At 39.1% G+C, this 26,382-nt stretch carries 20 protein-coding genes and 1 pseudogene; 12 read left to right on the top strand and 9 right to left on the bottom strand.

Translation table 11 applies throughout. From position 1 onward, the window contains the following. The 3 genes and pseudogenes from C0W29_RS21685 to sstT form a co-directional block, all read left to right on the top strand. Positions 1–537: pseudogene (locus tag C0W29_RS21685) on the top strand (hypothetical protein); the annotation flags it as partial. 14 nt (positions 538–551) lie between these two features. Beyond that, positions 552–2,231: a BatD family protein gene (locus tag C0W29_RS20220; RefSeq protein WP_052671723.1), complete on the top strand. Its 1,680-nt coding sequence runs from the start codon at positions 552–554 to the stop codon at positions 2,229–2,231. Positions 2,232–2,630: 399 nt separating this feature from the next. Beyond that, entirely contained in the window at positions 2,631–3,872 is a 1,242-nt protein-coding gene (gene sstT, locus C0W29_RS20215) for a serine/threonine transporter SstT (protein ID WP_036791240.1), read from the top strand. Positions 3,873–3,954: 82 nt separating this feature from the next. Here the strand turns inward: sstT and C0W29_RS20210 are convergent, their stop codons facing one another. Further along, positions 3,955–4,260, bottom strand: a complete 306-nt coding sequence (locus C0W29_RS20210; RefSeq protein WP_045042996.1) for a hypothetical protein — start codon at positions 4,258–4,260, stop codon at positions 3,955–3,957. Positions 4,261–4,568: 308 nt separating this feature from the next. On the opposite strand from C0W29_RS20210, the gene C0W29_RS20205 reads away from it, so the two are divergent. Next, the gene (locus C0W29_RS20205; RefSeq protein ID WP_045045704.1) at positions 4,569–4,892 is read left to right on the top strand and encodes a hypothetical protein; all 324 of its coding nucleotides are present in this window, start codon (positions 4,569–4,571) and stop codon (positions 4,890–4,892) included. Positions 4,893–4,921: 29 nt separating this feature from the next. After that, a complete protein-coding gene (locus tag C0W29_RS20200; RefSeq protein WP_045042995.1) occupies positions 4,922–6,094 on the top strand; it encodes a cation:proton antiporter in 1,173 nt (390 codons plus the stop codon). 81 nt (positions 6,095–6,175) lie between these two features. On the opposite strand, the gene C0W29_RS20195 is transcribed toward C0W29_RS20200, so the two are convergent. Together C0W29_RS20195 and C0W29_RS20190 are read right to left on the bottom strand one after the other, a co-directional pair. Beyond that, positions 6,176–7,399: an HlyD family secretion protein gene (locus C0W29_RS20195; RefSeq protein ID WP_045045703.1), complete on the bottom strand. Its 1,224-nt coding sequence runs from the start codon at positions 7,397–7,399 to the stop codon at positions 6,176–6,178. 1 nt (position 7,400) lies between these two features. Then, complete coding sequence (locus C0W29_RS20190; RefSeq protein ID WP_045042993.1) at positions 7,401–7,739, bottom strand: hypothetical protein; 339 nt, start codon at positions 7,737–7,739, stop codon at positions 7,401–7,403. A gap of 205 nt (positions 7,740–7,944) precedes the next feature. Here C0W29_RS20190 and C0W29_RS20185 point away from each other — a divergent pair, with 205 nt between their 5' ends. Then, the gene (locus tag C0W29_RS20185) at positions 7,945–8,958 is read left to right on the top strand and encodes an AraC family transcriptional regulator (protein ID WP_045045702.1); all 1,014 of its coding nucleotides are present in this window, start codon (positions 7,945–7,947) and stop codon (positions 8,956–8,958) included. A gap of 82 nt (positions 8,959–9,040) precedes the next feature. Here the strand turns inward: C0W29_RS20185 and C0W29_RS20180 are convergent, their stop codons facing one another. After that, entirely contained in the window at positions 9,041–9,415 is a 375-nt protein-coding gene (locus C0W29_RS20180) for a hypothetical protein (protein ID WP_235862044.1), read from the bottom strand. 394 nt (positions 9,416–9,809) lie between these two features. Between C0W29_RS20180 and C0W29_RS20175 the strand changes: the two genes are divergently transcribed. Further along, positions 9,810–10,853 (top strand): GMP reductase, encoded by a 1,044-nt coding sequence (locus C0W29_RS20175; protein WP_045045701.1) that lies wholly within the window; start codon positions 9,810–9,812, stop codon positions 10,851–10,853. A 456-nt stretch (positions 10,854–11,309) separates the two neighbouring features. On the opposite strand, the gene C0W29_RS20170 is transcribed toward C0W29_RS20175, so the two are convergent. Continuing rightward, a complete protein-coding gene (locus tag C0W29_RS20170) occupies positions 11,310–11,846 on the bottom strand; it encodes a carboxymuconolactone decarboxylase family protein (protein WP_045045700.1) in 537 nt (178 codons plus the stop codon). A gap of 334 nt (positions 11,847–12,180) precedes the next feature. On the opposite strand from C0W29_RS20170, the gene C0W29_RS20165 reads away from it, so the two are divergent. Further along, positions 12,181–12,555, top strand: coding sequence for a hypothetical protein (locus C0W29_RS20165; protein WP_045045699.1), 375 nt, complete (start codon positions 12,181–12,183; stop codon positions 12,553–12,555). 442 nt (positions 12,556–12,997) lie between these two features. On the opposite strand, the gene C0W29_RS20155 is transcribed toward C0W29_RS20165, so the two are convergent. Beyond that, entirely contained in the window at positions 12,998–14,377 is a 1,380-nt protein-coding gene (locus C0W29_RS20155; protein WP_045045698.1) for a D-alanyl-D-alanine carboxypeptidase family protein, read from the bottom strand. A gap of 980 nt (positions 14,378–15,357) precedes the next feature. Between C0W29_RS20155 and C0W29_RS20150 the strand changes: the two genes are divergently transcribed. From C0W29_RS20150 to C0W29_RS20130, 4 genes are all read left to right on the top strand, one after another. Next, positions 15,358–15,696 carry a hypothetical protein gene (locus C0W29_RS20150; RefSeq protein WP_045045707.1) on the top strand — a complete coding sequence of 113 codons (339 nt, stop codon included), beginning with the start codon at positions 15,358–15,360 and terminating at the stop codon, positions 15,694–15,696. 950 nt (positions 15,697–16,646) lie between these two features. After that, the gene (locus C0W29_RS20140) at positions 16,647–17,369 is read left to right on the top strand and encodes a DUF4956 domain-containing protein (protein ID WP_045045697.1); all 723 of its coding nucleotides are present in this window, start codon (positions 16,647–16,649) and stop codon (positions 17,367–17,369) included. Positions 17,370–17,371: 2 nt separating this feature from the next. Next, a complete protein-coding gene (locus tag C0W29_RS20135; protein WP_107174239.1) occupies positions 17,372–19,987 on the top strand; it encodes a CotH kinase family protein in 2,616 nt (871 codons plus the stop codon). Further along, positions 19,984–20,658 carry a polyphosphate polymerase domain-containing protein gene (locus tag C0W29_RS20130; protein ID WP_045042984.1) on the top strand — a complete coding sequence of 225 codons (675 nt, stop codon included), beginning with the start codon at positions 19,984–19,986 and terminating at the stop codon, positions 20,656–20,658. Before C0W29_RS20135 ends, C0W29_RS20130 begins: the two co-directional genes overlap by 4 nt. A 44-nt stretch (positions 20,659–20,702) precedes the next feature. Here the strand turns inward: C0W29_RS20130 and C0W29_RS20125 are convergent, their stop codons facing one another. From C0W29_RS20125 to C0W29_RS20115, 3 genes are all read right to left on the bottom strand, one after another. Next, entirely contained in the window at positions 20,703–22,301 is a 1,599-nt protein-coding gene (locus C0W29_RS20125; protein WP_052671722.1) for an MOSC domain-containing protein, read from the bottom strand. Positions 22,302–22,406: 105 nt separating this feature from the next. After that, positions 22,407–22,658 (bottom strand): DUF2999 family protein, encoded by a 252-nt coding sequence (locus tag C0W29_RS20120; RefSeq protein ID WP_045042982.1) that lies wholly within the window; start codon positions 22,656–22,658, stop codon positions 22,407–22,409. A 142-nt stretch (positions 22,659–22,800) separates the two neighbouring features. Continuing rightward, positions 22,801–26,058, bottom strand: a complete 3,258-nt coding sequence (locus C0W29_RS20115; protein ID WP_045045694.1) for a M66 family metalloprotease — start codon at positions 26,056–26,058, stop codon at positions 22,801–22,803. Positions 26,059–26,382: the final 324 nt, after the last annotated feature.

Raw genomic sequence — 26,382 nt, 5'->3', positions numbered from 1 at the left:
GGTCAGCAAGGCAATAAAGACCAGCAGCAACAACAAGGTCAGCAAGGCAATAAAGACCAGCAGCAACAACAAGGTCAGCAAGGCAATAAAGACCAGCAGCAACAACAAGGTCAGCAAGGCAATAAAGATCAGCAGCAACAACAGGGTCAGCAAGGCAATAAAGACCAGCAGCAACAAGGTCAGCAAGGCAATAAAGATCAGCAGCAACAACAATTAGGAAACGAAAACAAACAACAATCAATGACTGAAGCTGAGAAAAAACAGCAAGCAGAACACAATGCACAGCAAGCATTAAGCCAACAGACGCAACAGCAAAAATCAGGGAAAGAAGTTAAACAAGGCGAGAACCAGCCATCGGCAGTCACGATGCAGCAAGGAAAACCAAGTGCGGATCAGCAACAAGTGCTTTCAGTCAGTAATCCGATTTTGAAAAAACTTGAGCAAGTACCAGACGATACCGCAGGGTTAATTCGAGCCCAATTAATGTTGCAAGCCCAGCAAAGAGCCGAGCAACAACAAAGTAATAAATCATGGTAATAGAGAAAATGAAAATGTCAGTAAATCAAACAAATTGGGCTAAAAAGTGCCTCTCTCCATGGTTATTACTTCTAGCCATGCTCGTTACATTAGTGCCATTACAAGCAATGGCCGCACAAGCAGAAGCGACGGTGTCTAAAAATGTCGTGGCTGTAAATCAAGTGTTTCAGTTATCTGTTTCAGTAGATACTGCTATCAACCCCGACAGCGTTGATTTTAGTGTTTTGAGCCCTGACTTTGCTTATGGTCAACCAAGTGTAAGCAGCTCAACGTCATTAATTAACGGGACGATGTCACGCAGCACGACTTGGACAATTGCTGTTGCTGCTAAAAATGTTGGCACAGCAACGATTCCTGCATTTAAAATTGGTAGCTCGCAAACAACACCAATTACCATTACCGTTCTAAAAAACAGTCAAAAAAATAATTCAGCGGATACTGATCAAGCTAATGTTCGCATAACTGCCGAAGTTGATAAGAACAGCGTCTATGTTGGTGAGAGCATTAATTATCGGGTTAAGATCTTCATTGGTGAACAACTATCTCAAGCATCGTTGAGTGCACCTTCAGGTGAAGGCTTCGCGGTATCGCAAGTGGGTCAAGATGCTCAAAATAATATCGTTCAAAATGGACGCCGTTATTTAGTCATCACCCGTAACTATCAACTTACTGCAGAAAAAGCCGGTAAGCTAATCATCCACGGCGCAACATTTAATGGTAGTGCTGTGCGTGGTGCCAATGGTTTCAGTTCAGGTATTACTGTACCTGTTAACAAAGATGCTAGAAATATCACTTTGAATATCAAGCCCAAACCTACAGATTACAAAGGGCTATGGCTACCAACACCAGATTTACAGTTACATCAAACATGGCAACCACAAGTTTCTAACCAAAATGATGTCACAACCAAAGTTGGTGAGCCAATAACTCGTACAGTTACATTACGTATTAAAGATATTGCTCAAAGTAATATGCCAAATATCAACCTTACCTACCCCGATACTGTACGCATTTACAATGAGAAACCTGAGTACAGTACTGAAAATGGCTACAGCGTGATGACGTTAAAACAAGTCATTATTCCTCGTCAGGCAGGTAAAGTCGCACTACCACCACTAACGATTAATTGGTGGAATACCGCCACAGCGAAGCAGCAACAGAGTAAAATTGACGGCTTAACCTTAAATGTGGTCGCAGATCCAACGGCTAATAGTCAATTTTCTCCACCAGCAGTAACAGCTACGCCACCAACAACGGCAGCAATAAATCCAATAAAAACGGTCACATCTGCAGGTATGTGGCCATGGGCAACACTAGTGTTTGCAATATTATGGTTAATCACTCTAACGTTATTACTTAAAAAGCGTCAGCAAACCATTCTTGCACCAGCAATAATCACAACTGGAAAAGCAGATGTCGTTTCAGCACTTGAGATGGCAATTAATGATAATGACCCAATTAAAGTACAAACTTATTATCAGCAATGGCGTCAACAACAGCATTTGATGCTCAGTACTCAACCACAGTTATTACAGCAACTTGATGATGAAGTAAAAGCAATGATGGCTGCTCATTATTCACCACTGGATAACCCGTGGAATAACCAAACATTGTTAGCATTATTAACCCAAGCTAAACAACTAACGGTAATAAAACATACATCTACAGCCTTATCCAGCCTCGACCCTAAGTAACACTACAAAATAATAAGAGGCTATAACAATAGCCTCCCTAAACGCCTAATATCGGTTACTACTTAGAGTAGGAATCAATTTATATTAGGCGTTTTTCATTTTGTAACCGAATGTAAATAAACATAACATTCACTGCTACCCCTATAAATAATGTAACTAACAAACTTTTAACAGTTAAATGCTCTGCATTAATTCATATTTTTTATTTACGTGACATATAGCAATAGAAACACTCATATTGATATTTAAATGTGACCAAAACGTAATAAAATTTGTTAAAAAACAGCAATAACTATGGTTATTAAAAGAAGGCTGGCTATTTGAAACAGATCCTGTTAAAAAATGTTTCTGTTACAAAATATAAAACTCTAACACAACAATAAAAATGCAGGATGAACTATGAGTCAATCACAACCTTTTCTTGCCAGAGTCGCTAATGGCAGTTTAGTAATACAAATATTGGTGGGGATTATTGCCGGCGTGGCATTAGCGGTTATTTCTCCATCATCAGCACTCAGCGTTAGCTTTTTAGGTGGACTATTTGTTGCCGCATTAAAAGCTGTCGCACCGATATTGGTGTTTATATTGGTAGCATCATCGATTGCTAATCAAAAAAAAGGCACCCATACCAATATGAAGCCAATTATTTTCCTGTATTTATTAGGAACATTATTAGCTGCTTTTACCGCCGTAGCAATGAGCTTTCTTTTTCCTACCACTTTAACGCTTGTTACTAACACGACCTCAATTGCACCACCAGAGGGCATTGCGCAGGTAATTAACTCTCTGTTTTTTAAGATAGTTGACAACCCAATCAATGCTTTAATGACCGGTAACTTTATTGGCATTTTAGCTTGGGCGATTGCACTTGGCTTTTCACTCCATCAAGCAAGTGATGCCACTAAGCAAGTTTTCCAAGATATGTCTGACGGCGTAACCTTAATTGTACGTTTTATTATCCGTCTGGCGCCTATTGGTATTTTTGGACTTGTAGCACATACTTTTGCTCAAACAGGTTTTAATGCATTATTAGGCTATGCGCATCTACTCGCTGTATTATTAGGCTCAATGGCAATTATTGCATTAGTCGTTAACCCGATTATCGTATTTGCCAAGATCAAATCTAATCCTTACCCGCTTGTATTTCGTTGCATACGTGAAAGTGGTATTACTGCCTTTTTCACCCGCAGTTCAGCTGCCAATATTCCGGTGAACATGAAACTATGTAAAGATCTTGATTTACATGAAGATACTTATTCTGTTTCGATTCCTTTAGGTGCAACAATAAATATGGGTGGTGCTGCAATTACCATCACAGTCTTAACGTTGGCAGCAGTACATACATTAGGTATTGAAGTTGATCTCGCAACAGCTGTATTACTCAGTGTGGTTGCCGCAGTATCAGCATGTGGAGCATCAGGTGTTGCCGGCGGTTCACTACTTTTAATTCCATTAGCAGCAAGCTTATTCGGTATTCCAAATGAAGTCGCAATGCAAGTTGTTGCGGTAGGCTTTATTATTGGTGTAATTCAAGATTCCGCAGAAACAGCGCTAAATAGCTCAACAGACGTAGTATTTACTGCTGCGGCATGTCTTGCTGCCGAGCGTAAACAGGCAAAAGTACTCCTACAAAAATCATAAGTACATTGCTAGCAATATAACAGCACAACATAAAAATGCGGCTATCATATGATAGCCGCATTGCTATCTAACACAGTACTCATTAATAACTATTAGTTGCTTTACGAATAGCGTTATTTGAACGATGAATCAGACTATTAACAGCCTTTTTCTTCTTGTTTTTTACTGCTCGCCCAACACTTTTCTCAGCATATGTGCCCTCTTTAATCTCCGTTATGTTTCTTTGGGTATTGTTATATTTTTTCTGAGTACCATTAACAGTATGTTCAATACGAGAAAGCTGTTTATTTACTTTATGAAGTTGCTTGATTGCACCATCGGCATGCACAGCCGTCGAGGTTGCTAATAACACGACCAGAGGGATAAAACGAAGGTTTTTTTGTAGCATTACTGATGCCTCTTAACTTAATATTCATTCTTATTGTGCAAATCTTACCTACAAAGACACCGATTTCAGACTAAAATGTAATAATAAAAACCCCAAAGGCTATTATTATTACATTTTTATACAGAATCTGGTCGTTATTCGAATAAATGAAGCAAATATCGAAACTTCAATATTGATGAAAAGATCTAATGACGATGATTGAATTATTTAGTTGGTAACCATATGTCTTCGCCCGATAAAATCGTTTGATATAGACAAACGTTACCCCTAACGTCCTATCCTCAACATCGATAAAAGAGGGCTTCGTCATGGCGACCATCACAGCGCATCATACTGGTTATACCATCGCAAAATCAGCCGTAACAAAAGCAAGTAAACAACTTTCAGCCGCTGGCTATTTTACTGATATTTACTGTATGGATCGTCGATTTAGATTAGTGATCACTAACGACAAACAATTACCTTATGAATATGCCATCCATTTTATTCCCAGTGTTGATGGTGATGAGACCCACCTTGAAGTATTTATCAAAAATGATCAACAACGCTATTTTGTCGATGATTTTTCAGAACCAGAGATCATCGCTGATATTATCAATCACTACCAACATTACAGCCGCAGCGAGTTTTAATACCACAATAATAAAACTATAGGGGTCATATGCTTGAACACCTAACCAGCATAATCACTGAACTCTGTAGTATTATTATTGTTACTGCTATTTTTAGCAGCTTGTTCCTCTATACTCGCCAACCCATTATTCTTGCTTATATTTTTACTGGTATCGTCATTGGTCCTTACGGGCTCCAGCTTGTCACTAATGCCACCAGCATTAGTCAAATGGGGCATCTTGGCGTCATTTTATTACTGTTTATTTTGGGGTTAAACCTCCAACCTCAGCGACTACTGCACCTATTTAAACAAAGTGCCGTGATCACTATTGTTAGCTGTTTATTATTTTTTATTTGTGGGTTCTTATTTGCTTTATTAATCAACCTTTCAGCGACTGATGCATTAATTACTGCTGCCGCAATGATGTTTTCTAGTACCGTTATTGGCCTTAAGTTAATCCCAACCACAACCCTACATCACTTACGTATGGGGGAAGTAATGACGAGCATTCTACTGATGCAAGACATTATCGCGATCAGTGTGTTGCTACTGCTTAATATCGATGCTGATCATAATCTCACTCTCAGCCTTAGCTTATTGGTCATTAAAATAGTCGTTATTATTGTTAGTGCTTACTTCGCCGTAAAATACATTATGTTACCGCTACTAAAGCGGTTCGATATTATTCAAGAATATAGTTTTATTGCAACATTAGCATGGTGCTTTTTCTGGGCAGTCTTGAGCCATAATATCGGTCTATCATATGAAACAGGCGCATTTATCGCTGGTATCTCTCTTGCTGTAAGCCCTGTATCACAAGCCATTGCTGTTCACCTCAAACCATTACGCGAATTTTTCTTGATCTTATTTTTCTTTGCTATTGGTGCAAAAATCAATTTATGGGACAGCGATATTTATACTGCTTTAGGGGTTATTTTTGGCATCTGCCTTATTCGAATAAAAGCATGGGGATTTAAAATTGCTCTAATATTAGCCCATGAAAACCACATCGAAAGTGTCGAGCTGCGCGCTCGCTTAAGTCAAGCCAGTGAATTTTCATTATTATTAGTCTACGCGGCAACCGCTCAGGGCTTACTGTCAGATCAAGGAAAAACTTTCATAGAAACAGTGACGATAACGACTTTTGTTATTTCGACCTATTGGATTGTACGTCGTTATCCAACGCCAATTTCAATGGTCAACAATCTTCGTAAAGATTAATTTCAATAAAAAGACCTGCCGCTGAATAAACAACGACAGGTGAACCGAAAAATAACTACTATTATTATAATTTACAAATATCTATATTGACCAAACATAGAAAACTTGTGCCTTCATTCGAATGATAATGCCACGAATAACATCTAAAAAACCAAGGAAGCTAATCGGTTTTTCAGCACTCACCCACGCTAAGCCTACCGAGCCAACAGGAATATCATAACCTTCAGTTTCATAAAGTTTTAAACGTACAAAATGATGTTTATTTGCAATATTTGCCCCTGTCATCTGACGGACATTGGTTTCACGACCAATCAAATTACCTTGTGACTCTCCCGTCGCTTCGACAATACCCTCAACTTCAGCCGCAAACACTTTACCTGGATAAACTGCTGACGAAAATTCTGCCATTTGTCCCGGTTTTACATTGCGAATCGCTTGGTGGTTAACACGCATCAATACATATTTTTCATCGGTGTACATTTGAATACGTGGAATTGAACCGACAAACTGCCCTTCACGCATAATAAAATTCGTCACAAACCCATCAGCAGGTGCGTAGACCTTAGTATTATCTAAATCCCATTGTGCTTTAGCGACATTCTCTTGAGCAGTGACGATATCAACTTCACGACTATTTAAGCTTAATTGCGCTTTTTCTATCCCTAATTGCGCTTTTTTAACTGCTATATGTGCTTTTTCAATTTGCGAGTTCAACATCACCTGTTGTGATTTAGCAACAGCAACCGCTGTACGTTGCTCATCTAACATACTTGCTGTCACCGTGTGCTTAACGACACTATTTTGTTTTACGTAACGGGCCAACATCGTATTTTTTAAACGATAATCAGCATCAGCAACCGACAACTGTTTAGTCGCTATATCAATATCTTTCACCGCTGCTGTTTCTGAGGCTTGTGCCATGGCGATATTTTGTTCAGCCATATCTCGGGCTACTTTAGCTGAATCTAAACTTGCCAGTGCTTTGTTAAGAGCAATAGTGTACGGTTCAGCTTCTAATTCATAGATTAACTGGCCTTGAGTCACCTGACTATTAGGCTCAACATAAATTGCTTTTACTCGGCCATTTATTGTCGTTAATGCTGGTCGTAACTGTACATGCGGTGACTGCACTAATGAGCCTCCCGATAAATCCATTGGGGCGTAAGTTATTAGCCCAAACCACACAAACACCAACCAACTGCCCCCACCAATATACGCAAAAGATTGAGTAAATTTATTCCATGGCATACCCACCAAGCGCAGCAAATAAATAAACAGTGCCCAAACCGCTAAACCTTCTAACATACTATTTATCCTCTGTATTGACGGATTCTGTTGGCATTGTCGGCATACGATCGCCATGCCAAATATCACGAATACGACGCAGTGCTTGCTCACCATCTACAAACGCAATAATGACCGCAATAACCCATACCCAATGCCATACAAAGCCAATCCAAGTCAGCGCAGTTATTAGCCCTATTTGATGATGTTCTTTTGTTGAAGCCTTATGGATCGGTAATTCATGTATTTTCCAAAAACCAATTCCAACCGCGGCGATAGTGGCAATTAAGACCACCCCAGCAAACACACTTAACGCCGTATCAATATTAGTATCGACAAATGGCATACTCAGTAGACTCATTCATACTCTCCGGTTCAAAATTAGCAATTCAAAAACCATCACTCATGCAGTGATGAATGCAAACCATCATGGACAGTGATCACACTAATTACGTAAAAAGAGTCTATTTAAATCGGAAAAAAGCTATATTTGATACAATCAATCCAATATCAACAGTAACTATGATTGATATTCACCAAGGATCAACCAAATTATAGGGATACTAATGATCAATATTGCCTTTATTCGCACAGCTTTTCTGAAACCATTAGAGCTTGGCTTACAAAAAAAATATGGGATCAACTTGGCTGAGTTAGGTATTCCAACACAACTCCTTAAAGAACCAACCTCATTAATTCCTTTCAACGATTACTTACACTGGCTAGAACGTATTGAAACATTAACCGCAGATCCCGCTTATATGATCAAAATAGCAGCAGATCTTACTTTCGAAAATATTGGGGCAATTGGTAATTGGTATGTCACTTGCCCTGATCTCGCATTAGCTTTTCGACGCATCAATCACGGGATTTCATGTTTACAGAGCGGAGCGTCTTATCATGGTGAGCAATCAGGAAAAATCGTAAAATGGGTATATAACAATAGCTATGCACATGGCCGTGCAGCGAGCTTTGATAGTTTAAAAGTTGCTATTTTATTTACTCAAGTCACGCGTAATTATATGGGTGATAATTATATGCCTTTAAAAATAGAGTTATCTGGTGCAGAAATTGTCGATCCCGCCATTCAACAGTTTTTTGGTTGTCCTATCACATGGCAAGCACCAGCAACTAAAGTATGGCTGAACCTATCGATATTAGAGCATGGCAATCAGCGCCCATTACCGATAATCAAACCCATTTTAGTGTCAAATTTACAACTTGATGATTTGCTCAACATGCCACAGCCACAAGATATCGCTAAAGTTATGTTTGAAGTTATTAACTATTCACGCTATTACGGCTTTCCAAATCTTGATTTTGTTGCTGAAAAAATAGGATTATCCAAACAGCAATTACAACGGCGATTGCACGATAATGGTTGGACATTTATGGGGACGACTAACTATATTTTATGTAATTTAGCCATAAAATATATGCTTTCAGGCATGAGTATCAACAATATTGCAGCAGCGCTTGGCTACAGTAATGTCCAAAGTTTTAATAAAGCATTTAAGCGCAATCGCGGTTTAACACCAGCTCAATACCAACAAAAGTTATTAGAACGCAGTCTGAGTTAAACGTCATATAACAAAAAAAACCATAAAAAAACGCTAAATAACATCGGTTATTTAGCGTTCATTTATTGTCACGCAACCAAATTTAAGCCATTGCGTGAACCAATTTTTTAGATGTAGGTTGTTCAGAGGCGTGATCCATTTCAGTATTAGAAAAACGTTCTTTAATTGTCGACACCAGCACAATAGGCCCCATCATCGTCACCTTAAGCGGCGTACTACTTAAACCAAATTGTAGATCTAGCTGGTCTGAGGTTGAGTAATTATAGCGACAATCAAATCTATCACTCGCAATATGTAGCAAATCAAAATCTTTACGATGGCATGAAATATATGCACACCAATACATGGCATCGATAATTTCATCTTGACGCATAGCGCGGATTACAAAACGCCAGCTCCCCTCTTCGCCATAAAAATCAACAGGAAAGTGATTTTTTTTCTTTCGTCTCTTCAGCAAGTCAAACCTTCCACAGCTCATTTAATGCTTTAAGTTATCCCCAAAATTCAATCATAGCCCTTAAAAAAAGAGATACCAACTGCAATTTGAATTATTTCAAACTTATCAATAAAGTAAATTATGCGGGTATTCGGGAAGGTTTAAAATTAAAATATGATAAAAAATAAGGGATTAATAATAAAAAAGTGATAATTATGAATAAAACCATTCTTATTGAGATATATTTATTTACATTTTAGGGGTTGTGTTTAAAAAATCTCTGCCTATAATGCTGAAAACCGGAGCGTCTGCCAACGCTCCGGTTTTTTTGTGCCTGCTCAAAAGGCAAAAAAGTTACCTGCCAGTAACTATTTTAACTAGAGCTGCATTCGATCTGATTTAAGGAATAAATATCATGCGTATCGAACAAGACTTAAAATTAGGCTTTAAAGATGTGTTATTTCGTCCAAAACGCTCAACATTGAAAAGTCGCTCTCAAGTTGATTTAACCCGTGATTTTACATTCAAACATAGCGGTCGTCAATGGTCAGGCGTGCCAATTATTGCTGCTAATATGGATTCCGTTGGTAGCTTTGATATGGCAATCGCATTATCACAACACAAAGTGATGACAGCTATTCACAAGCACTACACTGTTGAGCAGTGGGCTGAGTTCATTAATACTAACGATGCATCAGTATTAAACAACGTGATGGTCTCTACAGGAACGTCTGATGCAGACTTCCAAAAGACCAAAGACATCATGGCGCTGACCAACGATATTATCTTTATCTGTATCGATATCGCTAATGGTTACTCTGAACACCTTGTTGAATACGTTGAGCGTGTACGTACTGAATTCCCAGACAAAGTAATCAGTGCTGGTAACGTGGTTACTGGTGATATGGTTGAAGAACTTATCCTTGCTGGCGCAGACATTGTTAAAGTTGGTATCGGCCCAGGTTCTGTATGTACTACTCGAGTTAAAACTGGCGTAGGTTACCCTCAGCTTTCAGCTATCATTGAATGTGCTGATGCTGCTCACGGCCTTGGTGGTCGTATCATCGGTGACGGTGGCTGTTCATGTGCTGGCGATGTAGCAAAAGCTTTCGGTGGCGGCGCTGACTTCGTCATGCTTGGCGGTATGCTTGCAGGTCACACTGAAAGCAACGGCGAAGTTATTGAGCAAGATGGCAAGCAGTTCATGAAGTTCTATGGCATGTCTAGCCAAAGCGCGATGGACAAACACTCAGGTGGGGTTGCAACATACCGCGCAGCTGAAGGTAAAACAGTACTACTTCCTTACCGTGGTTCAGTTGAACACACCATTCAAGATATCATGGGCGGCGTACGTTCTACTTGTACTTATGTTGGCGCAGCGCAGCTTAAAGAGCTAACTAAGCGTGCGACATTTATCCGCGTACAAGAGCAAGAAAACAACGTCTACGGTAAAGAATAAACTCGATATAATTGGTCGTTTTGTTGAAACAACCATAAAGTATATCTATAGCTGTTAGCACTAGACTAAAAGCTATCTTAAGCCAGAGCAAGATAATGATCTTGCTCTGGCTTTTTAATTAGATCAATAGTCATGCATAAAGCACACTTGGATGTTAACAATCTCCGATAAGTAAGAAACTTCATAAAAGTTCAATGATAGCAGTTCACTACATGTTTGATAGTCATTCCAATCATTACAAGAAAACTTATTAATTGATGTTAAATATTAACGCTATATAAATAGTTTCGGCTTCAATACAAAGAAATTAATTAAACGCGGGAATATAGATTTAAAATAGGTAAAGATACTATTTAATGAGTAATTAATGCTATCCCATTTCAAGCGAATAATAATCAGTATCTTGACCTATCTTATTTAGGTATTTATACAAAAATATATCAATGGTGATTTCTATTATTTTTTTTCAACTTTATTATCGTTTATTTTGTCTAATTCACATTCTGTCTCTAATTTCTGAGCATCTTTTTCATCAGAACTATCTTTATCTTCACCGTCATCTGAGTCACATTTTGATTCTTCATCATCAGATTCATTCTCTGATTGATACTTTAACTCTGTTTCATACTCGTCATCTTTATCTGATTTATCTTTAGACTTCTTTTTTAGTAGTCCGCGATCCTCAAATACTGACTTTGCCTCAAAAATAGCGTCTATTGAACGTGACAACCCACAACTGAAAGAAATCTGAAGCATCGTTTCTAAAATTTCATCACAACTACAATCTGCATCAATAGCTTCATTAATGCTTCGTTTAAGTACTTTATGGCATGAGCCTAGTGTAGTTAAACTTGCAATATTGATTAAGCACGTTGTTTTTTTATCTAGAATTTCTCGTCGCTTAATACTGTGTGTAGATGTATCTATACAGGTTGCAATATCAGGTGATATCTTCGCAATTTTAGCAATGATCTTATCGAAGCTGTTAGACATGATGTTTACTCGTTGATTTGAAAGTTGATACCAACAAAATAGACTTAATTGGTAGTATAACAATCTCCATTCGCTCAATATAAAAATGACAAAAGTAGAAACTACTCAAACAAATTATTATCAATAACAGCTAAATTTATAAGATAAATTGATTTTTACTCAATCTAACTAACTGCTCACCATACCATCATAAACAATGACGCTAATTTCAAAACAAACCACAGCGCCTAAATGATAATTTGACTAATTAAGTGAACAAGAAATAGGATGTAAAGGCACATGACAATAATGTTCAGTTATATACTGTATACCTTAATGAGTAAGAGTAATCCTAATGTCTAATGTCGTTCAATTCTCTATGTTCAGTGGTAATAAGAAGCCTAATACTACTCCATCCAGCCCTAAAGCTTTAAGGGAACAGGCAGCATTGAAACAAGAGAATCGCTGCTACTTTTGCGGCACACGTAAAGACGCCAAAGAACTGAACTGGCTTAATAAAGTTGGTTTTAAACAAAAGACTTATGTTGTCTGCGGCAGTTGTAGTTCTGAAGCTAAGTCACGTTCAATGGATGAACTACGAATAATCCTTGCGCTGAAGGCTATGGATTTCAGAACCATTAAAATTCAGCAGTACCTTGAGCTAAGAGAAAAAGGCGTTCAGATAGACGGAGTACGTGCATACAAATTTCACTTTGAAACTATTAAGTGATTATGAACTAAATACTTTTTTCGTAAGGCCTTTGGATAAAGGTCGCTGCTAAGGTTTCACCCTGCACCGTGCAATGATAGATTTTATGCTCGTAATTGTTAACGTGAAAGTTTCACCTGACTCTAAGTGACAGCTGTTTTCAACTGCTCGGTTAGCGCCACTAATCCCTGCTACAAATGTAAATGTTGTCCCCATTAGCAGGACGGAGGAAAGCAGTGTGGAAGATGATTTTAGTAATGTTTTAGGTATTGTTATATCCAAATAAAAGCCAATACCTTATTCACTTTCGACTAAAAGTATTGGCTTTATTCGTATGATGGCTGTTGCGATTGGAGTGTGCTATCCGTTAGGGACAAATAAAAAGACAACTATCACGACGTTGTTTTTATTTACCTCACGGTGTTTGTTGTATAGCCCAAAAGTACAACCCCATTATTAAAGTTTACAGACTGTAAGATGCTAACAAGTTATGAAAATACAGTGAGATACTTGCCCAGGTTCGAGTGAGCCAGCCACCTTGTTGAACACTGTTGAGCGCGACAAGTGGCTCAGATTGAATAACTTTGTCTTTATAAGTTACAGTAATTTCACCTAATTTCTCGCCCTTATCAACCGGTGCTTTGATATCACGGTCAATTTGAAGCTTAGTTAGCAGATCTTTCTCATCAACACTGGAAGGAAGAACCAAGGTTAGTGGCTTCTCAAGGCCTAAAGAGACATTATCTTGCTGTCCTCCCCAAACGTTTTGTTCAGAAAGTTTGCTGTTTGCTGAATATAAGGTGTCTTGCTTGAAGAAATGAAAGCCGTAATTGAATAGTGCCTTACTTTGAGCGGCAACCTCATTCAGTGATTTTGTGCCTAGAACAACTCCAACCAACTTCATTGGATTATTTGGTATCTCAGCAGAGCTTACCAGTGAGTATCCCGCAGCTTCTGTACTACCTGTTTTCATGCCTGTCGCATATTGGTAAGTGAACAATAAACGATTGAAATTTGGTTGGCGGATATGATTGTATTCAAAATACTTTTGACTGAAAAAATGAAAGTATTGAGGGTAGTCGTTCATGATGTGCTGTCCGAGCAGCCCAAGATCATAAGCGGTTGAGAAATGTGCTGGCGCTGGCAAGCCCATGACAGTTGTGAAGTGGGTATTGTGCATACCGAGCTTAACGGCAGTCGCGTTCATCATCGAAACGAATGAAGATTGCGAGCCAGCTACGTAATTTGCCAGGGTGACAGCGGCATCATTGCCCGATTCAACAATCATACCTGAGATAAGATCTTTCACTGAAACATAAGAGCCTGGCTTTAAGAACATTCTTGAACCACCAGTGCGCCATGCGACTTCTGGCACTTGTACTTTTGAGTCTAGTGAAATTACACCGTCGGCCAGTTTTTGCTCAACAATGTACATTAGCATTAACTTGGTGGTGCTGGCTGGTGCCATACGCATGTTGGCATCGTTAGCGGCAATAATCTGTCCAGTATTGGCATCCATTAAAATGAAAGCTCGTGCTTCAACTTGAGGTGAGAATATTCCTGCCTGAGTCCATTTTTGCACCAGTGTTTCTGGAATCCCATTATTGCCACCAGCTGCTACTGGTGCAGAAGGCACTTGTATATTTTCTGGAATATTGGTTTTTACGTCGATAGCACCGAAGCTATTGAGTGGAGCTTGAGCTTCTTTGTATTGCGTTGCTGCGAAGTAATCACTATCAGGCATAGTGTTCGTTGCATCGTTACTAGGTGTGGCAAATACTGTACTAGAGGTAAATAATGCAGCGATGGTTGCTGCTAAAGAAAGCTGTTTGATTATTGTCATAAGAGTATTTAATTTACAGTTACTTACTAAAAGTGCGATATAAAAAAGCGACTAGATAGGATGCGGACTTCGCTGAGTAATTAATGCCCTACCGAGTCTATCCATCACTACCACAAAAATGGTGAGTGCTTTTCCGTTCTTGATCAACGTTACAATGACTTGGGTTACAGATCGTATTTCTATAATGATGTCCCTATCATTATGCGCATGTAACCTGAATCCCGTTGATAGCTATAACTAAATGATGGTGCTTAAGCCCTGCTTTCTCAGCGGGTCATTAGAACCTCATGTTGGTTATTGCCTCTCGTATATTGTCTGTTTCTATCTTACCAGCAGATCCATTATGGAAACCTGAACAGTAATGATATTTATGCTGCAATAAATTCGGTAAGTAACTCTTTTTGACGATCGCTTAGGCTTTGTGGAAATGACATAGGACACCCAAATGATATAGCCCATAAATTTACCTTTATAAAACAGATAATTATTGCGCTATTTTTCATTATTCCTACAGTGAATGCCCGCGGTAGTGATAAGCAAGCTGTAGCAAACAGAACATTAGACAGCAAAATATTTGATAACTAAAAGCACCCTCTGAAAAATAGAATATTCCACTAACAACAGGCTATTTAGTATAAAAATTGCCGCTTATTGTTTTACATTATTACTTAAATCGGTGCTGTTACTCTATTTCAGGATCGACAAAACCCACCCCCTAGTGCTTATTGCGGTATTGTTAATTTATATAATTAATAGCTAATTGGGATGTACAAGGATATGGCTGTCCTATGTTTTCTTTATGTTTTATCCTTAACTACATCCTTATTGATCTAACAAGTTTTGGAGCAAAAACGTATTTTGCGTTGGCCTAATGAATGTCCGCAAATGACACAGAATTCCCGCCTTTAGCAGCTAAATCTCTACTACATTCTGCCCCTGATAATGATAGAATCTGTGCATTAAAATTACCGAGAAACTTTATGTTTATCCATCACGTTAACGGCATCGACTGGCTGGTGATCACCGCTTTTGAAGAACTAAAAACTCTATTTGTCGAAGATGCTGGTGCAATCCCCATTTGCTTCTCTACTGCCAGCGAATTGAGCCTGATAGATCAAGCTAAACGCACTTATGGATATTTGCCAACACTTAGCGGCGTAATTACCGATACAGGTACATTTCAACGTCATAATAACGAAGAAGATTTGAGCCCACAGCTTGCTTGTGTCGTTGAAGGGCGTGGTCGAGTGTTTATCTATTACGGCGGCTTTGTCGCTTTTGTGGATGACGAGCAAACCTTTATTACTCGAATGGACTGAAAATTATTCAGTAAGTTGAAATCGGCGAACGGTATCCTTCGCAAGGAATAAGACATAAAAGAGTTAACTAAATCACTAACTCTCTTATAGACAGCAACGCAATACGGGCGGTTCCCTATCATATCTAAAATGTATGGGAATATTTTGTGCCATATCGATTGGCTTTTAAGTTATAAATTTGCACACAGATAAATCATAAAACAGCAGTTAAAATCGAGATGTTTTTGTTGTCATGTTGAGATAGTAGGACTATTGTAACTACATCGAATAACATTACGTTCTACCCTTTTAAGGTTCTAGAATATGATCTATAGATTAATGACCGCGCGCTTAATAGCAGCACCGTCAGAGGTCTTATTCGATATTAACGAAGGTCGCTTTAAGCGGCCTTTGTTACATCTGTATTATGCCAGTCTCCAAATAACACATCAGAAAAAACAGGTATGGAATACATTTATTTACATCTCTATTCATAGCGTTTTGGAACCTTCATAAATAAAAATGTGGATCCTATCTTTCTAACTGAACTTAGATGGTCATTAATAGCTATCTTGCTTATATAATAAAAATTTAAATCCAACTTTTGTTAATAAAAGAAAATATAGAAATAATAACAATTTTATCAGTGCTAGATCAGGTGTTATTTCCTGTTACACTCTATTTTGGATTACAATATACTTCATCACTGAATGCGGTAATATATATGGCAGCAACGCCAGCTATTATTATTTTAATAAATGCCTCAGTATTTAAAGAAAAAAAGCTCAAGATTAAAAAGACTCATTTATCTAAAATTTAAATACTTAACTTGATGATATTTACCACCATCTTCGAGGCTGCCAACTGACAGCCTTTTTTCATCTCTAAATAACAATTTACATTAACAAATAGACGTCATGTCAATCACAGCTGTTCTACACTGAAGGTAAAGGGAATAAAAAGGATAGGTTATGGACGCCATAGATCCGGTATTACTTACTTTGCTACCTCAAGATATTAAAAATCTCTTTTTCCCTTATGCGAGCGTACAACTATGGGCATTATTGCTCAATTTGTTATTAGGATTTGTACTGGCATCGATTATTGGTATGCACTTTCGCCATTATTCTTCTGCGTTTTGTAACCGCCAAGATTTTTCACGTTTATTTCCACTGTTAATGCTAACCGTTATTTTAATTATAACGGTTGTTAAAGCCTCGCTTGCATTAGCGTTAGGGCTAGTCGGCGCCCTATCTATTGTGCGTTTTAGAACACCGATTAAAGAACCAGAAGAATTAATTTATCTCTTCCTAAATATTGGTATCGCTGTCGCTTTAGGTGCAGGACAAACATTAGCGGCGGTATTAGCCTGCGCAGTAACTTTAGTCTTAGTCACTTGGACCAAACGTCATAATGTCGCTATCTATCAAGAACAGGGACTATTTTTATCCATTAATCATCACAGCGAGCAAGAAATCACAATCTCAGTTAATGAACTAAAAAACTTACTTGCCAAACATAGTGAACGCTTAGAACTACGGCGTTTTGATTGCGATAAACATAGTTTTAGCGCCACTTTTTTTATTACTGCGATAGAAGCTGAACAATTAGACCACACTCTTAAATTATTAAAAGACCGCTTTCCAATGATTAAGATCTCATTACTTGAACAACATAATATTGCTGGAGTATAACGTTGAGACTCACTCCGAATAAACGTGGTTTAACCTCAACCGAGCGCATCACTATTGCCGCTGTTAGCCTGACGATCCTCATTCTAGTCTTCCCTTCCGTTAGCTACCTTAAAAATCAATTAATCCATTCCGGCTATGTGGCATTAACCACTACCACGACAACTAAAATCCACCAGCTGACAACGGATCTATTACATGCTCCTGTTCGCTGGCTTTATGCTAATCACCAATTACCCGTTATTGTGGTTGATATTGATTATCCTAATTGGAAAAAATTAGCCGATAATCGCCAACAAGCTATTAAACAAGGTATGATCCCTGCGATAAGAGCAACAGTTCCCGCCAAGCTATCGTTTAACAATCAAAACTTTAACGCCGATATTCGGCTACAGGGTGATCTCCTTGATCATGTCAGTAGTCATCAGCGTTGGTCGTTAAAAATCGATCTCAAAAAACAACATGCTCTGCTTAACTCACAACGTTTCGCCCTTATTAGTCCTCATGTCAGGATCCATCATGGGCCAGTACTTTTTGAACAAACCCTGCAACTAGCTAAATTTGACATCATTTCTCCCAGATACACCCCCGTAAAGGTGATCGTCAATGGTGATGACTGGGGAGTGATGTACCATGAGCAAGGATTTGGCCAAGATTTACTCGCAATACATAATCGCACCGAAGGCATGATCCTACGGCTCGATCTCAATCAACAACAGATCGACAATAAGCAGGTTAAACGTCAATTAACCCCACGAGTCATACAACAAAAACGCATTAGCCGTAAACTTGAGCTCAATTATCAGCGCCAATTAGCATTAGCACTACTGAGTGATTTTATTAATGGTAACCGCACAGCCAGTGATGTATTTGACAGCCAACTCCTCGGTCAATATCTGGCAACGGTTGATGTTTGGGGAGCGTGGCATGCACTCTCATGGAATAACTGGCGCTGGTATTATAATCCGCATACCGCAAAATTAGAGCCCATCCAAAGTGATGTTGCTATCTCCCCTAGTCGCCATCAGATGTTAATGCGTCCACCTAGCGAACAGCTACTAATAAGCAAAAAAATGCTTGAAGATGCAGAAGTAAAACACCACTATCAACTCGCACTCAACCAATTAGCGACCTTAATAGAATCTGGGCAACTGCAACAACACCTCAATGCAATTCAACAGACACAACGCAAAATGCTTGATGGTAGTGCACCGCTAACACCATGGTTTGATACCTCACTGTTAGCCACTCAACTTACATGCTTACAGCAGCAATATCGAAGTCGTGAATGTCATACTATTGGACGATTAGATACCGCACTCCATCTTAATATGACCACCATGCAGGCAACGCCATTATGGGAATTATCAAGCTTTTATGGCGATCAACATCAGTTAACGATTGCTAACCCCACCCAAATACCACTGTATATTCAAAACCTTGCTGGCTTTAATGCTAAAAATCACCCCATTGCCATAGAAGAAGCGAATGACCAACTCCCCCTTGAACTACAACCAGGAGAAAAACTGACCTTGTATCTTGCTGACGATGTTGACTCCGTTGAGATTAGCGCAACCACTCCAACAACCACCTTACCCAAGGTTAGATTCATTCATGATCAAACAGCTACCCACTTTTTACCGCGGCCTTTAAAGCAGCCCAACCTTTCAGGCTACCCGTTTATTGAAATAGGTGATCACTACTGGAAAATCCCTGCAGGTCGCTGGCAGATCAATGACCGCTTACATACTCCCGCCAATTGGCACCTCATCATCGATAAAGGTACGCAGTTAGTTTTTGGTCCTCAAGCTGGAATAATGGTCTTTGGTAAATTAACAATTAACGGCACCCCTCAAGCCCCCGTGGAACTAACAGCCAAAAATCGCCATCAACCATGGGCTGGTTTAGTGGTCTTTGCTTCCACTCCGACAACACCCATCAGCTTAAATCATGTCAATATTGCCTATACGGGTAGTCCTAAACAAGGACTGTGGCGTCCACGAGGAGCGATTAGTTTCATTAACGCCACTGTCTATCTCAACCATGTTGAAATACACCATAACAAGACTGAAGATGCGTTAAATATTATTAATAGTGATATTGAAATTAATGACTTAGCACTACACCATAGTTTATCTGATGGCTTTGATTGCGATTTCTGTAAGGGGATCATTAACAACAGCCGCTTTGATCATATCGGTGCTCGCTCGGGCGGTGATGGCATTGATGTCAGTGGCTCCCAATTAGCCCTCTCCAAACTTATGTTTAGCCATATTCGTGATAAAGCCATTTCTGTCGGTGAACGGAGTCAGATCACAGCCTTTGATATTGAGTTTAATGAGGTTAATGTCGGATTAGCAGGTAAAGATGGTTCACAGATCAACGCAACTGATATTCGCGCTCGTAACGTCACCCACTATGGATTAATGAGTTATCGCAAAAAAAATCTGTTTGGCAGTGCCATCGTCAAGGTCAACCACTGGCTGTGTGTTGATTGCCAACACAAAATCATTGCCGCAAAAGGTAATCAGTTAATTATCGATGGTCAGCCCGTTCCCCCACAGAAACTCAACGTCAATCAGCTTTACAACACAATCATGAAACCGGATAAACCCCAATGAATTCACGCTTTGAAGTTAAAATACCGATTCCATTAAGCCGATTACAACATATCGAGAATTGGTTAACGTTACATCCATCGCTGTTTCGACGCCAGTATGATACACGTTATATCAATAGCTTATATCTCGACAGTCCATATTTGGATCGCTATCAAGAGAACCTAAGTGGCATCAGTTGCCGTAAAAAAACCCGCATTCGCTGGTATCATCAGCTTGCCACTCCTACCCATGCAGTACTTGAGCACAAATACCGCCGTGGTGGTAAAGGCTGGAAAAAGCAATATCCATTAACCCTTAATTGGCAAACCAATAACCATTGCTGGTCAGCGATACTACGTGAATACTTTGCAACTCTAGCTCCAGAGGCTCAAGCGACAATAGGTAATGAACAAAGTCCGATAGTGATCATTCGCTATCAGCGCGATTATTTTATCTCTAATGATGGCAAATTACGGATCACTTTTGATCGCCAGATGGAGTGTTATGATCAACGTTATTTTGATGTCGCTAATTTTAATCATGGCGTCAGTTTAGGTGAATATGTTTTACTCGAAATCAAAACCGATGCTGACAATGAAAGTGCGTTATCGAGCTTAGTCGGATCTTGTCCACTGCGCCCCTCACGCCATTCAAAATACGTTAATGGTATTCGCCAATTAATATGGTCATAACCGATAAATATTGGCTTTGATAATAACCTTAATCATCACCATCTTTAATCTAATTGAATATTCAACACACCACTTTTACAGCGTGATACACAGGGGGTCATATAGGTTTTCCGCTCTCGCGCTGATAGGATCGTATCTCGATGGTCAACATCACCACTATATTTTACCTTGCAGCGACCACAAGTGCCGGTTTCACAGGCAGAATCAAGCGTTAAGCCCTGCTTTCTTATCGCATCTAGCACTGATTGTTTGGCAGTAACATTAATCTCAACCTTAGCACCAGAATGAGTAATAATGGCACTAAAAGCGCTATCATCGACATATTCAACTGGGCTAAAGTTTTCAAAATGAACATTTTTTGAGCTCCAATGACTGGCATTATCCCGAACTAGTTGCACGAACGCAGGACTACCACAGCTATAAACATGTGAACCGCGCTGATGGGTATTTAACAGTTGCGCCAAATCAAGTCGCTGTGCGGAAGTATAAAGGTGAATATTAGCTGCATACGCTGATAGCTCACGTTTAAATGGGTAATCATCGATATTATCAACACAATAGTGCAACTCAAACTGTTCTTGATGAGCAATCGCTTCATGGATCATCGCTATAAACGGCGTGATCCCTATCCCTGCGGCAACAAACAGTTGGTGTTTATCACGTGCCATTTCAAAAAAATTCGCAGGCTCATAAACTGACAATACATCACCAACATTTACCTGTTGATGCATATATTGCGATCCACCTTGGCTATCTCGCGCTTGCTGCACCGCTATCTGATAGACCCCTTCTACAGCAGAATCACACAGAGAATAAGACCGCTTTAAGCCATTGGGTAATTTAAGCGTGATATATGCGCCGGCACTAAACGAAGGTAAAGCGCCAAGATCGGTTCGACTTAAATAAAAGCGTTTAATGGTGGCAGACTCAACCACGATTTTAACCACCCGCATTTCCAATTTAATTAGACTTTCAAGCCGAGAATTCCAGTCTTCAACTTCATTACTTTCTAAGCGATGCTGAAAAACACCTCTAACTTCTGCACCCAATTCAGGTAATTGAGCTAATGCGGTTGTAGCCGCTAAATTATCGGTTTCGATATAGAGATAATGCTGTACGGTAGCAATCGTCCATTGAGGATAAGGACGTTCAATGACCCGTATTTCATCATTAACGTTAATGTCACCTTCTTGCAGCACACGGTAAAACCAGCCCGTTTTACTGTTATCTTGTGAATAACGTGAGATTGTTGGCTCTTTAAAACGGTGGTTCAACTTAAAACAAGGTTGCCTTGGTTGCGCGACTTCTAACATAACGGAGCCGACAGCGATCTTATCTCCGATGCAGATATTATGCTCATTCATACCTGCAACAACTAAGTTTTCACCATAACCACCGCAGACAAACAAAGACGCTGATGCGGGAAAGAGCTGTTGTAGCTGCGCATAATAATGACAATCAAACTGCAATACTGCTCGCTCTATACCACCATGAAATATTTCGGCTTGCTCATCGCCAACAAATCCTAATGCCGTGACGCTAACCTTATCCGTGGGCTTTTTTTCAATCCCCGTACGGAAAAAATAATCTTGGTTAGTAACATGACCATAACGTAATTGTTCAACTGTTGAATAAGGGAGCATTGTGGCTTTCCTGATGGATACGATTGCAGTACTTATAAAAAAGGCCGCTAAAACCACTTAACATACGGGTTTTATGCGACCTTATATATACAGTTATCAACAAACTTATTTTTGAAGTTGCTCTTTAGCCGCTTCTACCTTTGAAAAATCTAACCCTAGTTCTTCAACGGCTTCTTTAATTAATACAGGATTTTGCATTACTTGTGCCATTAACATTTGCAATTTATCTTGCGGTAAACCTAGTTGGCTAATGGTTGCCATTGCTGCAAGAGGATTTTGAGTCAACGTTTGAAAAATACTGTTGATCTGCTCATCGCTAATATTATTCTCTTTTAACAACGCAATAATCGGATTCATCACACTACCTTTTTGTAATCACTAAATGGAATAAGCGCCAGTTTAGCATTTGAGCCTACCTTGTTGCACGATCAATAAAAAAGCCGTAAATAACAAAGTTAAATACGACTTTAAAACTGTCACTAATTAGTGCTAATTACGGTTAGTAATGACCAATATATTGCCAGTTACCATTACTTGGATCTTGTTCTGATGGCCAAGGGAAGTAACCATAGCCAGTTGTCTTTAAACGATAATAATGCGTTTTACCATCATGGAAATAATAGTCATAAATATCACCGACATTGCCCCTTTGACCATTGTCACCCCAGTTGCCGAAATTATCTTGTTTATACCAATCAAGTACTAATTGCTCAAATACCGTTTGGTTAGTACCCATTTCAAGTACTAATTGATTAACTGAGTTGTCATCAGCTAAGTAAATCCAATCTCGATTTGAAGCTTTATTGGTTGGGAACTCGCCACCTTGAGCAGGGATTCGTTGAATAAAGTATTCATTAATTCCCTCAGCTGTTGGGTTGATAAACACCGCACTGCTTGATGTATCCCAGGTGGTGGTAGTGCGTTGATCCCACGTCAATAACGCTGACTGCTCAAAATAATTTTTTAGGCGTTCAACATTCGATAAATTTTGACGATTCAATTTAAGTGGATTGAAATCAAAATTGACATAAGATTCAGCCGAACCTAAATATTTCCAATCATTATTACTACGGTGATCAGTTGGAAATGCAGCTGCAGTTACCGTTTTCATTAAGAAGTAATCACGGGTGTTTAGTTCAGTATTTGAATGAACATAGACAGCACCTGCACGCTTACGTTTATGGGTTACACCATTATTCAGCTCACCCTTGCCATAACGATCTGCAACCCATTGATCAAACTGATTAATGGTTTCAAAATCAAGCTGGGCTAAATCACTTTGCTCAGTAAATAAAGGTTGTGATTCAATCGCTAAATCGTACCCTTTACCTTTACCGATTGTCACCGCTTTAGCTAGGTATTCCGTATTAATAGCAAAAGTACGGCTATCAACAACCACTCGACCTAATTCATCAAAATTGACCGTTGGTTGCTTCTCAGCAATCATTTGATCAAGATAGCCAATAAATGCCCACTGGTGGTTAGAATTTCCTGACTCAGGGAAATACCAATAATTTTGGCTTTTTAAAGCAAACAGCTCCACACGCCCATTGCGATGGTATTCAAATACATCCCCGACATCACCCCAACGGTTATTTTCACCCCACGCATAAAAACGATCTTGGCCGTAATGTGCTAATAATTCATTACGGACAATCGTTTCTAAGCTTGTTTGAGGACATTCAACCGTCACTGCCTGTGGGTTACGCTCGCGTGCTAAGTTAAAATGGAGTTTGTTACTTAGACCACCATTTTTACGAACACCTTCTAGACCAATAAGCTGTTGAGAATTATCACCATAGGTGACGGTCGCCCAACACTGACCAACAACGGGTTGTGGTAGATCGTAAACATTACCTGAACTACCATATAGAGCAGGATAAATATAACTGGTATTGGTCAACTGTGGATCATAAAAGCCCACCACAGTCATAACATCAGTCCCTTGCTGAACTGGCTTTAACTTGGTCGTGGTTGCAACAGCTTCAAATTGCTGAGTAACCGCATTCCAATGGCTATAACCACTAACTGATGTCGCATCAAGATAATCTTTACTCTCTAAATAGTGTTGAATTCGCTTTGATGAATAACCAGTGAATAATGGATAACTTGACGTTGAAGAATCAAAGCCACCGCCGCCCATTGGATCTGTGCCATAGCCATAGTGGGTTTTATAAGGCGTAACCATTATATCGCCATAGCCATATTCGCCATCAACATTTGACCACCAATTAAGGTTGTCTGCCATGTAACCGCGATACGCATCATAACCCCAACCAGTGGTTGCACCGTGAGTTGCATTCGCATAACCACCAGGATAATGACCCATACTCAGTGCATGACCAATTTCATGAGTTACTTCATTACCTGTCGTATCTGCAAGTAATACCATGCCATTACCGCCCGACAAGCCGTGAGTATAATTACCAACCTCACCTTTATCATTTTTATAGCGACCAATAGAATGACCAATAACAATCGCTGGATAATTATCAGCTTGCCATTGACTTGCACCAGAGCTAGCGACGCCATAATTGGCATTAGCAATACCTAGCTGAATCAGTGATTTGGTAATATCTTCTCGCATATCACCACTGTGAATACCTGGTGACGCATAATCACTATATTCTGTTTTTATATCACCATTAGACATTACAACTTTATCTAATTTAATGGGTAAATAATTACTGATCGTCATCGATGCGAGTGGAAAACGTTGAAATAACTCAGAGCCATAATGCGCAGTTTTTAGTTCAAGCGCTTTTGCTGCTGGCGGCTCAGTTAACATACCAATTCGAATCATAGGTAAATCAAGATGAGCAGGCGCTGCAAAATCAATACGATCAGCCGTTAATTCACCACTTAAACCACTATAAGTTGCAAACTCTAAGCTCAAGCCTTGCTCAACCCAATTCCACGGTAATACTGTAGTAAATGAGCGTTTTGAATAGACAACATCTTTACGATCATCTTGCTTAGCACGATCCGATTCTAAAATTTGGAGAGGATTCGTCATCTGACGAGTTTCAAGTAACACCCCATCTTTATAAATCTTTAACTCAATACTTTTTGGTTCATCGTTAAGCATTGGTGTTAAAACTAATAATGCTTCACGTTGAGAGACAATTCGTTGTTGTTGTTTTTCGTCATTACCAAAAGGCTCTGCCGTTTGATTTTGAATAAAACGTATTTGTGCAGCAAAATCACCACTGAGATGATTAACAATAGGTTGTTCATCAATAAAGCCATATGCTTCAATTAAGTCGGCGTTATAAGGCAAACAATCTTTTGTGGCGGTACTGACTAAATCCTTATCACCAACAAGATATTGCACATTACACTGCTTATCTTTATCCCATTGCTCTAAATAAGTGTAACCAAATTGGTCGTTATAAATATAAACACCATCCATCTGGTTAACTAATTTCCATGGCGCCTGAATAAAATCAAACATTGCTTCTGCTGAACGATCTGCATAATCAAAACCATCAACAAAAGGCATAAAAGAAGGTAAATTGCTGGTTGTTAGTGCATATAAATAACCGTTATATTTAAGGAAACGTTGTCCATTACGAATCTCAATATTGGTAGGATCTTCAATAAGTTTTTTCGTTTCAATGATACGTTGCAATACTTTTGCTTTCATTTGCTCAAGTTGTTGCACACTTTCAGTTTGTGTACTTGATGCAGCAAAACTTGCTGTAGAATAACCGCATAACAATGCACTCACAGCGACAGCAATACGTTTAATATTCATATATAAGCCTTAATTATGATAACCATAAGAAATATACATATGAAAGCAATTTAACGCCACACGACATAATTACTTTTTTATAACAACTATCCATATAACGAATTAATTGTGATCAGCATCACACTAAAGTATTCGTTATTAACAAAATAATTCACTCTTCCTATATTTCACATCAATAACTGCTGAATATTGATCAGGCTAACTAGCCATTGCATAAATTAAAAATGGGCTAAGCACCTAGCACCTAGCACCTAGCACCTAGCACCTAGCACCTAGCACCTAGCACCTAGCACCTAGCACCTAGCACCTAGCACCTAGCACCTA

It is taken from the genome of Photobacterium kishitanii, from assembly GCF_003026355.1.
Taxonomy (GTDB): Bacteria; Pseudomonadota; Gammaproteobacteria; order Enterobacterales; family Vibrionaceae; genus Photobacterium; species Photobacterium kishitanii.
Note: the sequence above shows the minus strand (reverse complement) of the source record. Positions and strands in the feature narration are given on the sequence as shown.

What these genes read in the sequence shown, in the direction of transcription:
- C0W29_RS20220 (WP_052671723.1), top strand. Translation starts at nt 552, where the DNA reads ATGTCAGTAAATCAAACAAATTGGGCTAAAAAGTGCCTCTCTCCATGG.
- sstT (WP_036791240.1), top strand. Translation starts at nt 2,631, where the DNA reads ATGAGTCAATCACAACCTTTTCTTGCCAGAGTCGCTAATGGCAGTTTA.
- C0W29_RS20210 (WP_045042996.1), bottom strand. Translation starts at nt 4,260, where the DNA reads ATGCTACAAAAAAACCTTCGTTTTATCCCTCTGGTCGTGTTATTAGCA.
- C0W29_RS20205 (WP_045045704.1), top strand. Translation starts at nt 4,569, where the DNA reads ATGGCGACCATCACAGCGCATCATACTGGTTATACCATCGCAAAATCA.
- C0W29_RS20200 (WP_045042995.1), top strand. Translation starts at nt 4,922, where the DNA reads ATGCTTGAACACCTAACCAGCATAATCACTGAACTCTGTAGTATTATT.
- C0W29_RS20195 (WP_045045703.1), bottom strand. Translation starts at nt 7,399, where the DNA reads ATGTTAGAAGGTTTAGCGGTTTGGGCACTGTTTATTTATTTGCTGCGC.
- C0W29_RS20190 (WP_045042993.1), bottom strand. Translation starts at nt 7,739, where the DNA reads ATGAGTCTACTGAGTATGCCATTTGTCGATACTAATATTGATACGGCG.
- C0W29_RS20185 (WP_045045702.1), top strand. Translation starts at nt 7,945, where the DNA reads ATGATCAATATTGCCTTTATTCGCACAGCTTTTCTGAAACCATTAGAG.
- C0W29_RS20175 (WP_045045701.1), top strand. Translation starts at nt 9,810, where the DNA reads ATGCGTATCGAACAAGACTTAAAATTAGGCTTTAAAGATGTGTTATTT.
- C0W29_RS20170 (WP_045045700.1), bottom strand. Translation starts at nt 11,846, where the DNA reads ATGTCTAACAGCTTCGATAAGATCATTGCTAAAATTGCGAAGATATCA.
- C0W29_RS20165 (WP_045045699.1), top strand. Translation starts at nt 12,181, where the DNA reads ATGTCTAATGTCGTTCAATTCTCTATGTTCAGTGGTAATAAGAAGCCT.
- C0W29_RS20155 (WP_045045698.1), bottom strand. Translation starts at nt 14,377, where the DNA reads ATGACAATAATCAAACAGCTTTCTTTAGCAGCAACCATCGCTGCATTA.
- C0W29_RS20150 (WP_045045707.1), top strand. Translation starts at nt 15,358, where the DNA reads ATGTTTATCCATCACGTTAACGGCATCGACTGGCTGGTGATCACCGCT.
- C0W29_RS20140 (WP_045045697.1), top strand. Translation starts at nt 16,647, where the DNA reads ATGGACGCCATAGATCCGGTATTACTTACTTTGCTACCTCAAGATATT.
- C0W29_RS20130 (WP_045042984.1), top strand. Translation starts at nt 19,984, where the DNA reads ATGAATTCACGCTTTGAAGTTAAAATACCGATTCCATTAAGCCGATTA.
- C0W29_RS20125 (WP_052671722.1), bottom strand. Translation starts at nt 22,301, where the DNA reads ATGCTCCCTTATTCAACAGTTGAACAATTACGTTATGGTCATGTTACT.
- C0W29_RS20120 (WP_045042982.1), bottom strand. Translation starts at nt 22,658, where the DNA reads ATGAATCCGATTATTGCGTTGTTAAAAGAGAATAATATTAGCGATGAG.
- C0W29_RS20115 (WP_045045694.1), bottom strand. Translation starts at nt 26,058, where the DNA reads ATGAATATTAAACGTATTGCTGTCGCTGTGAGTGCATTGTTATGCGGT.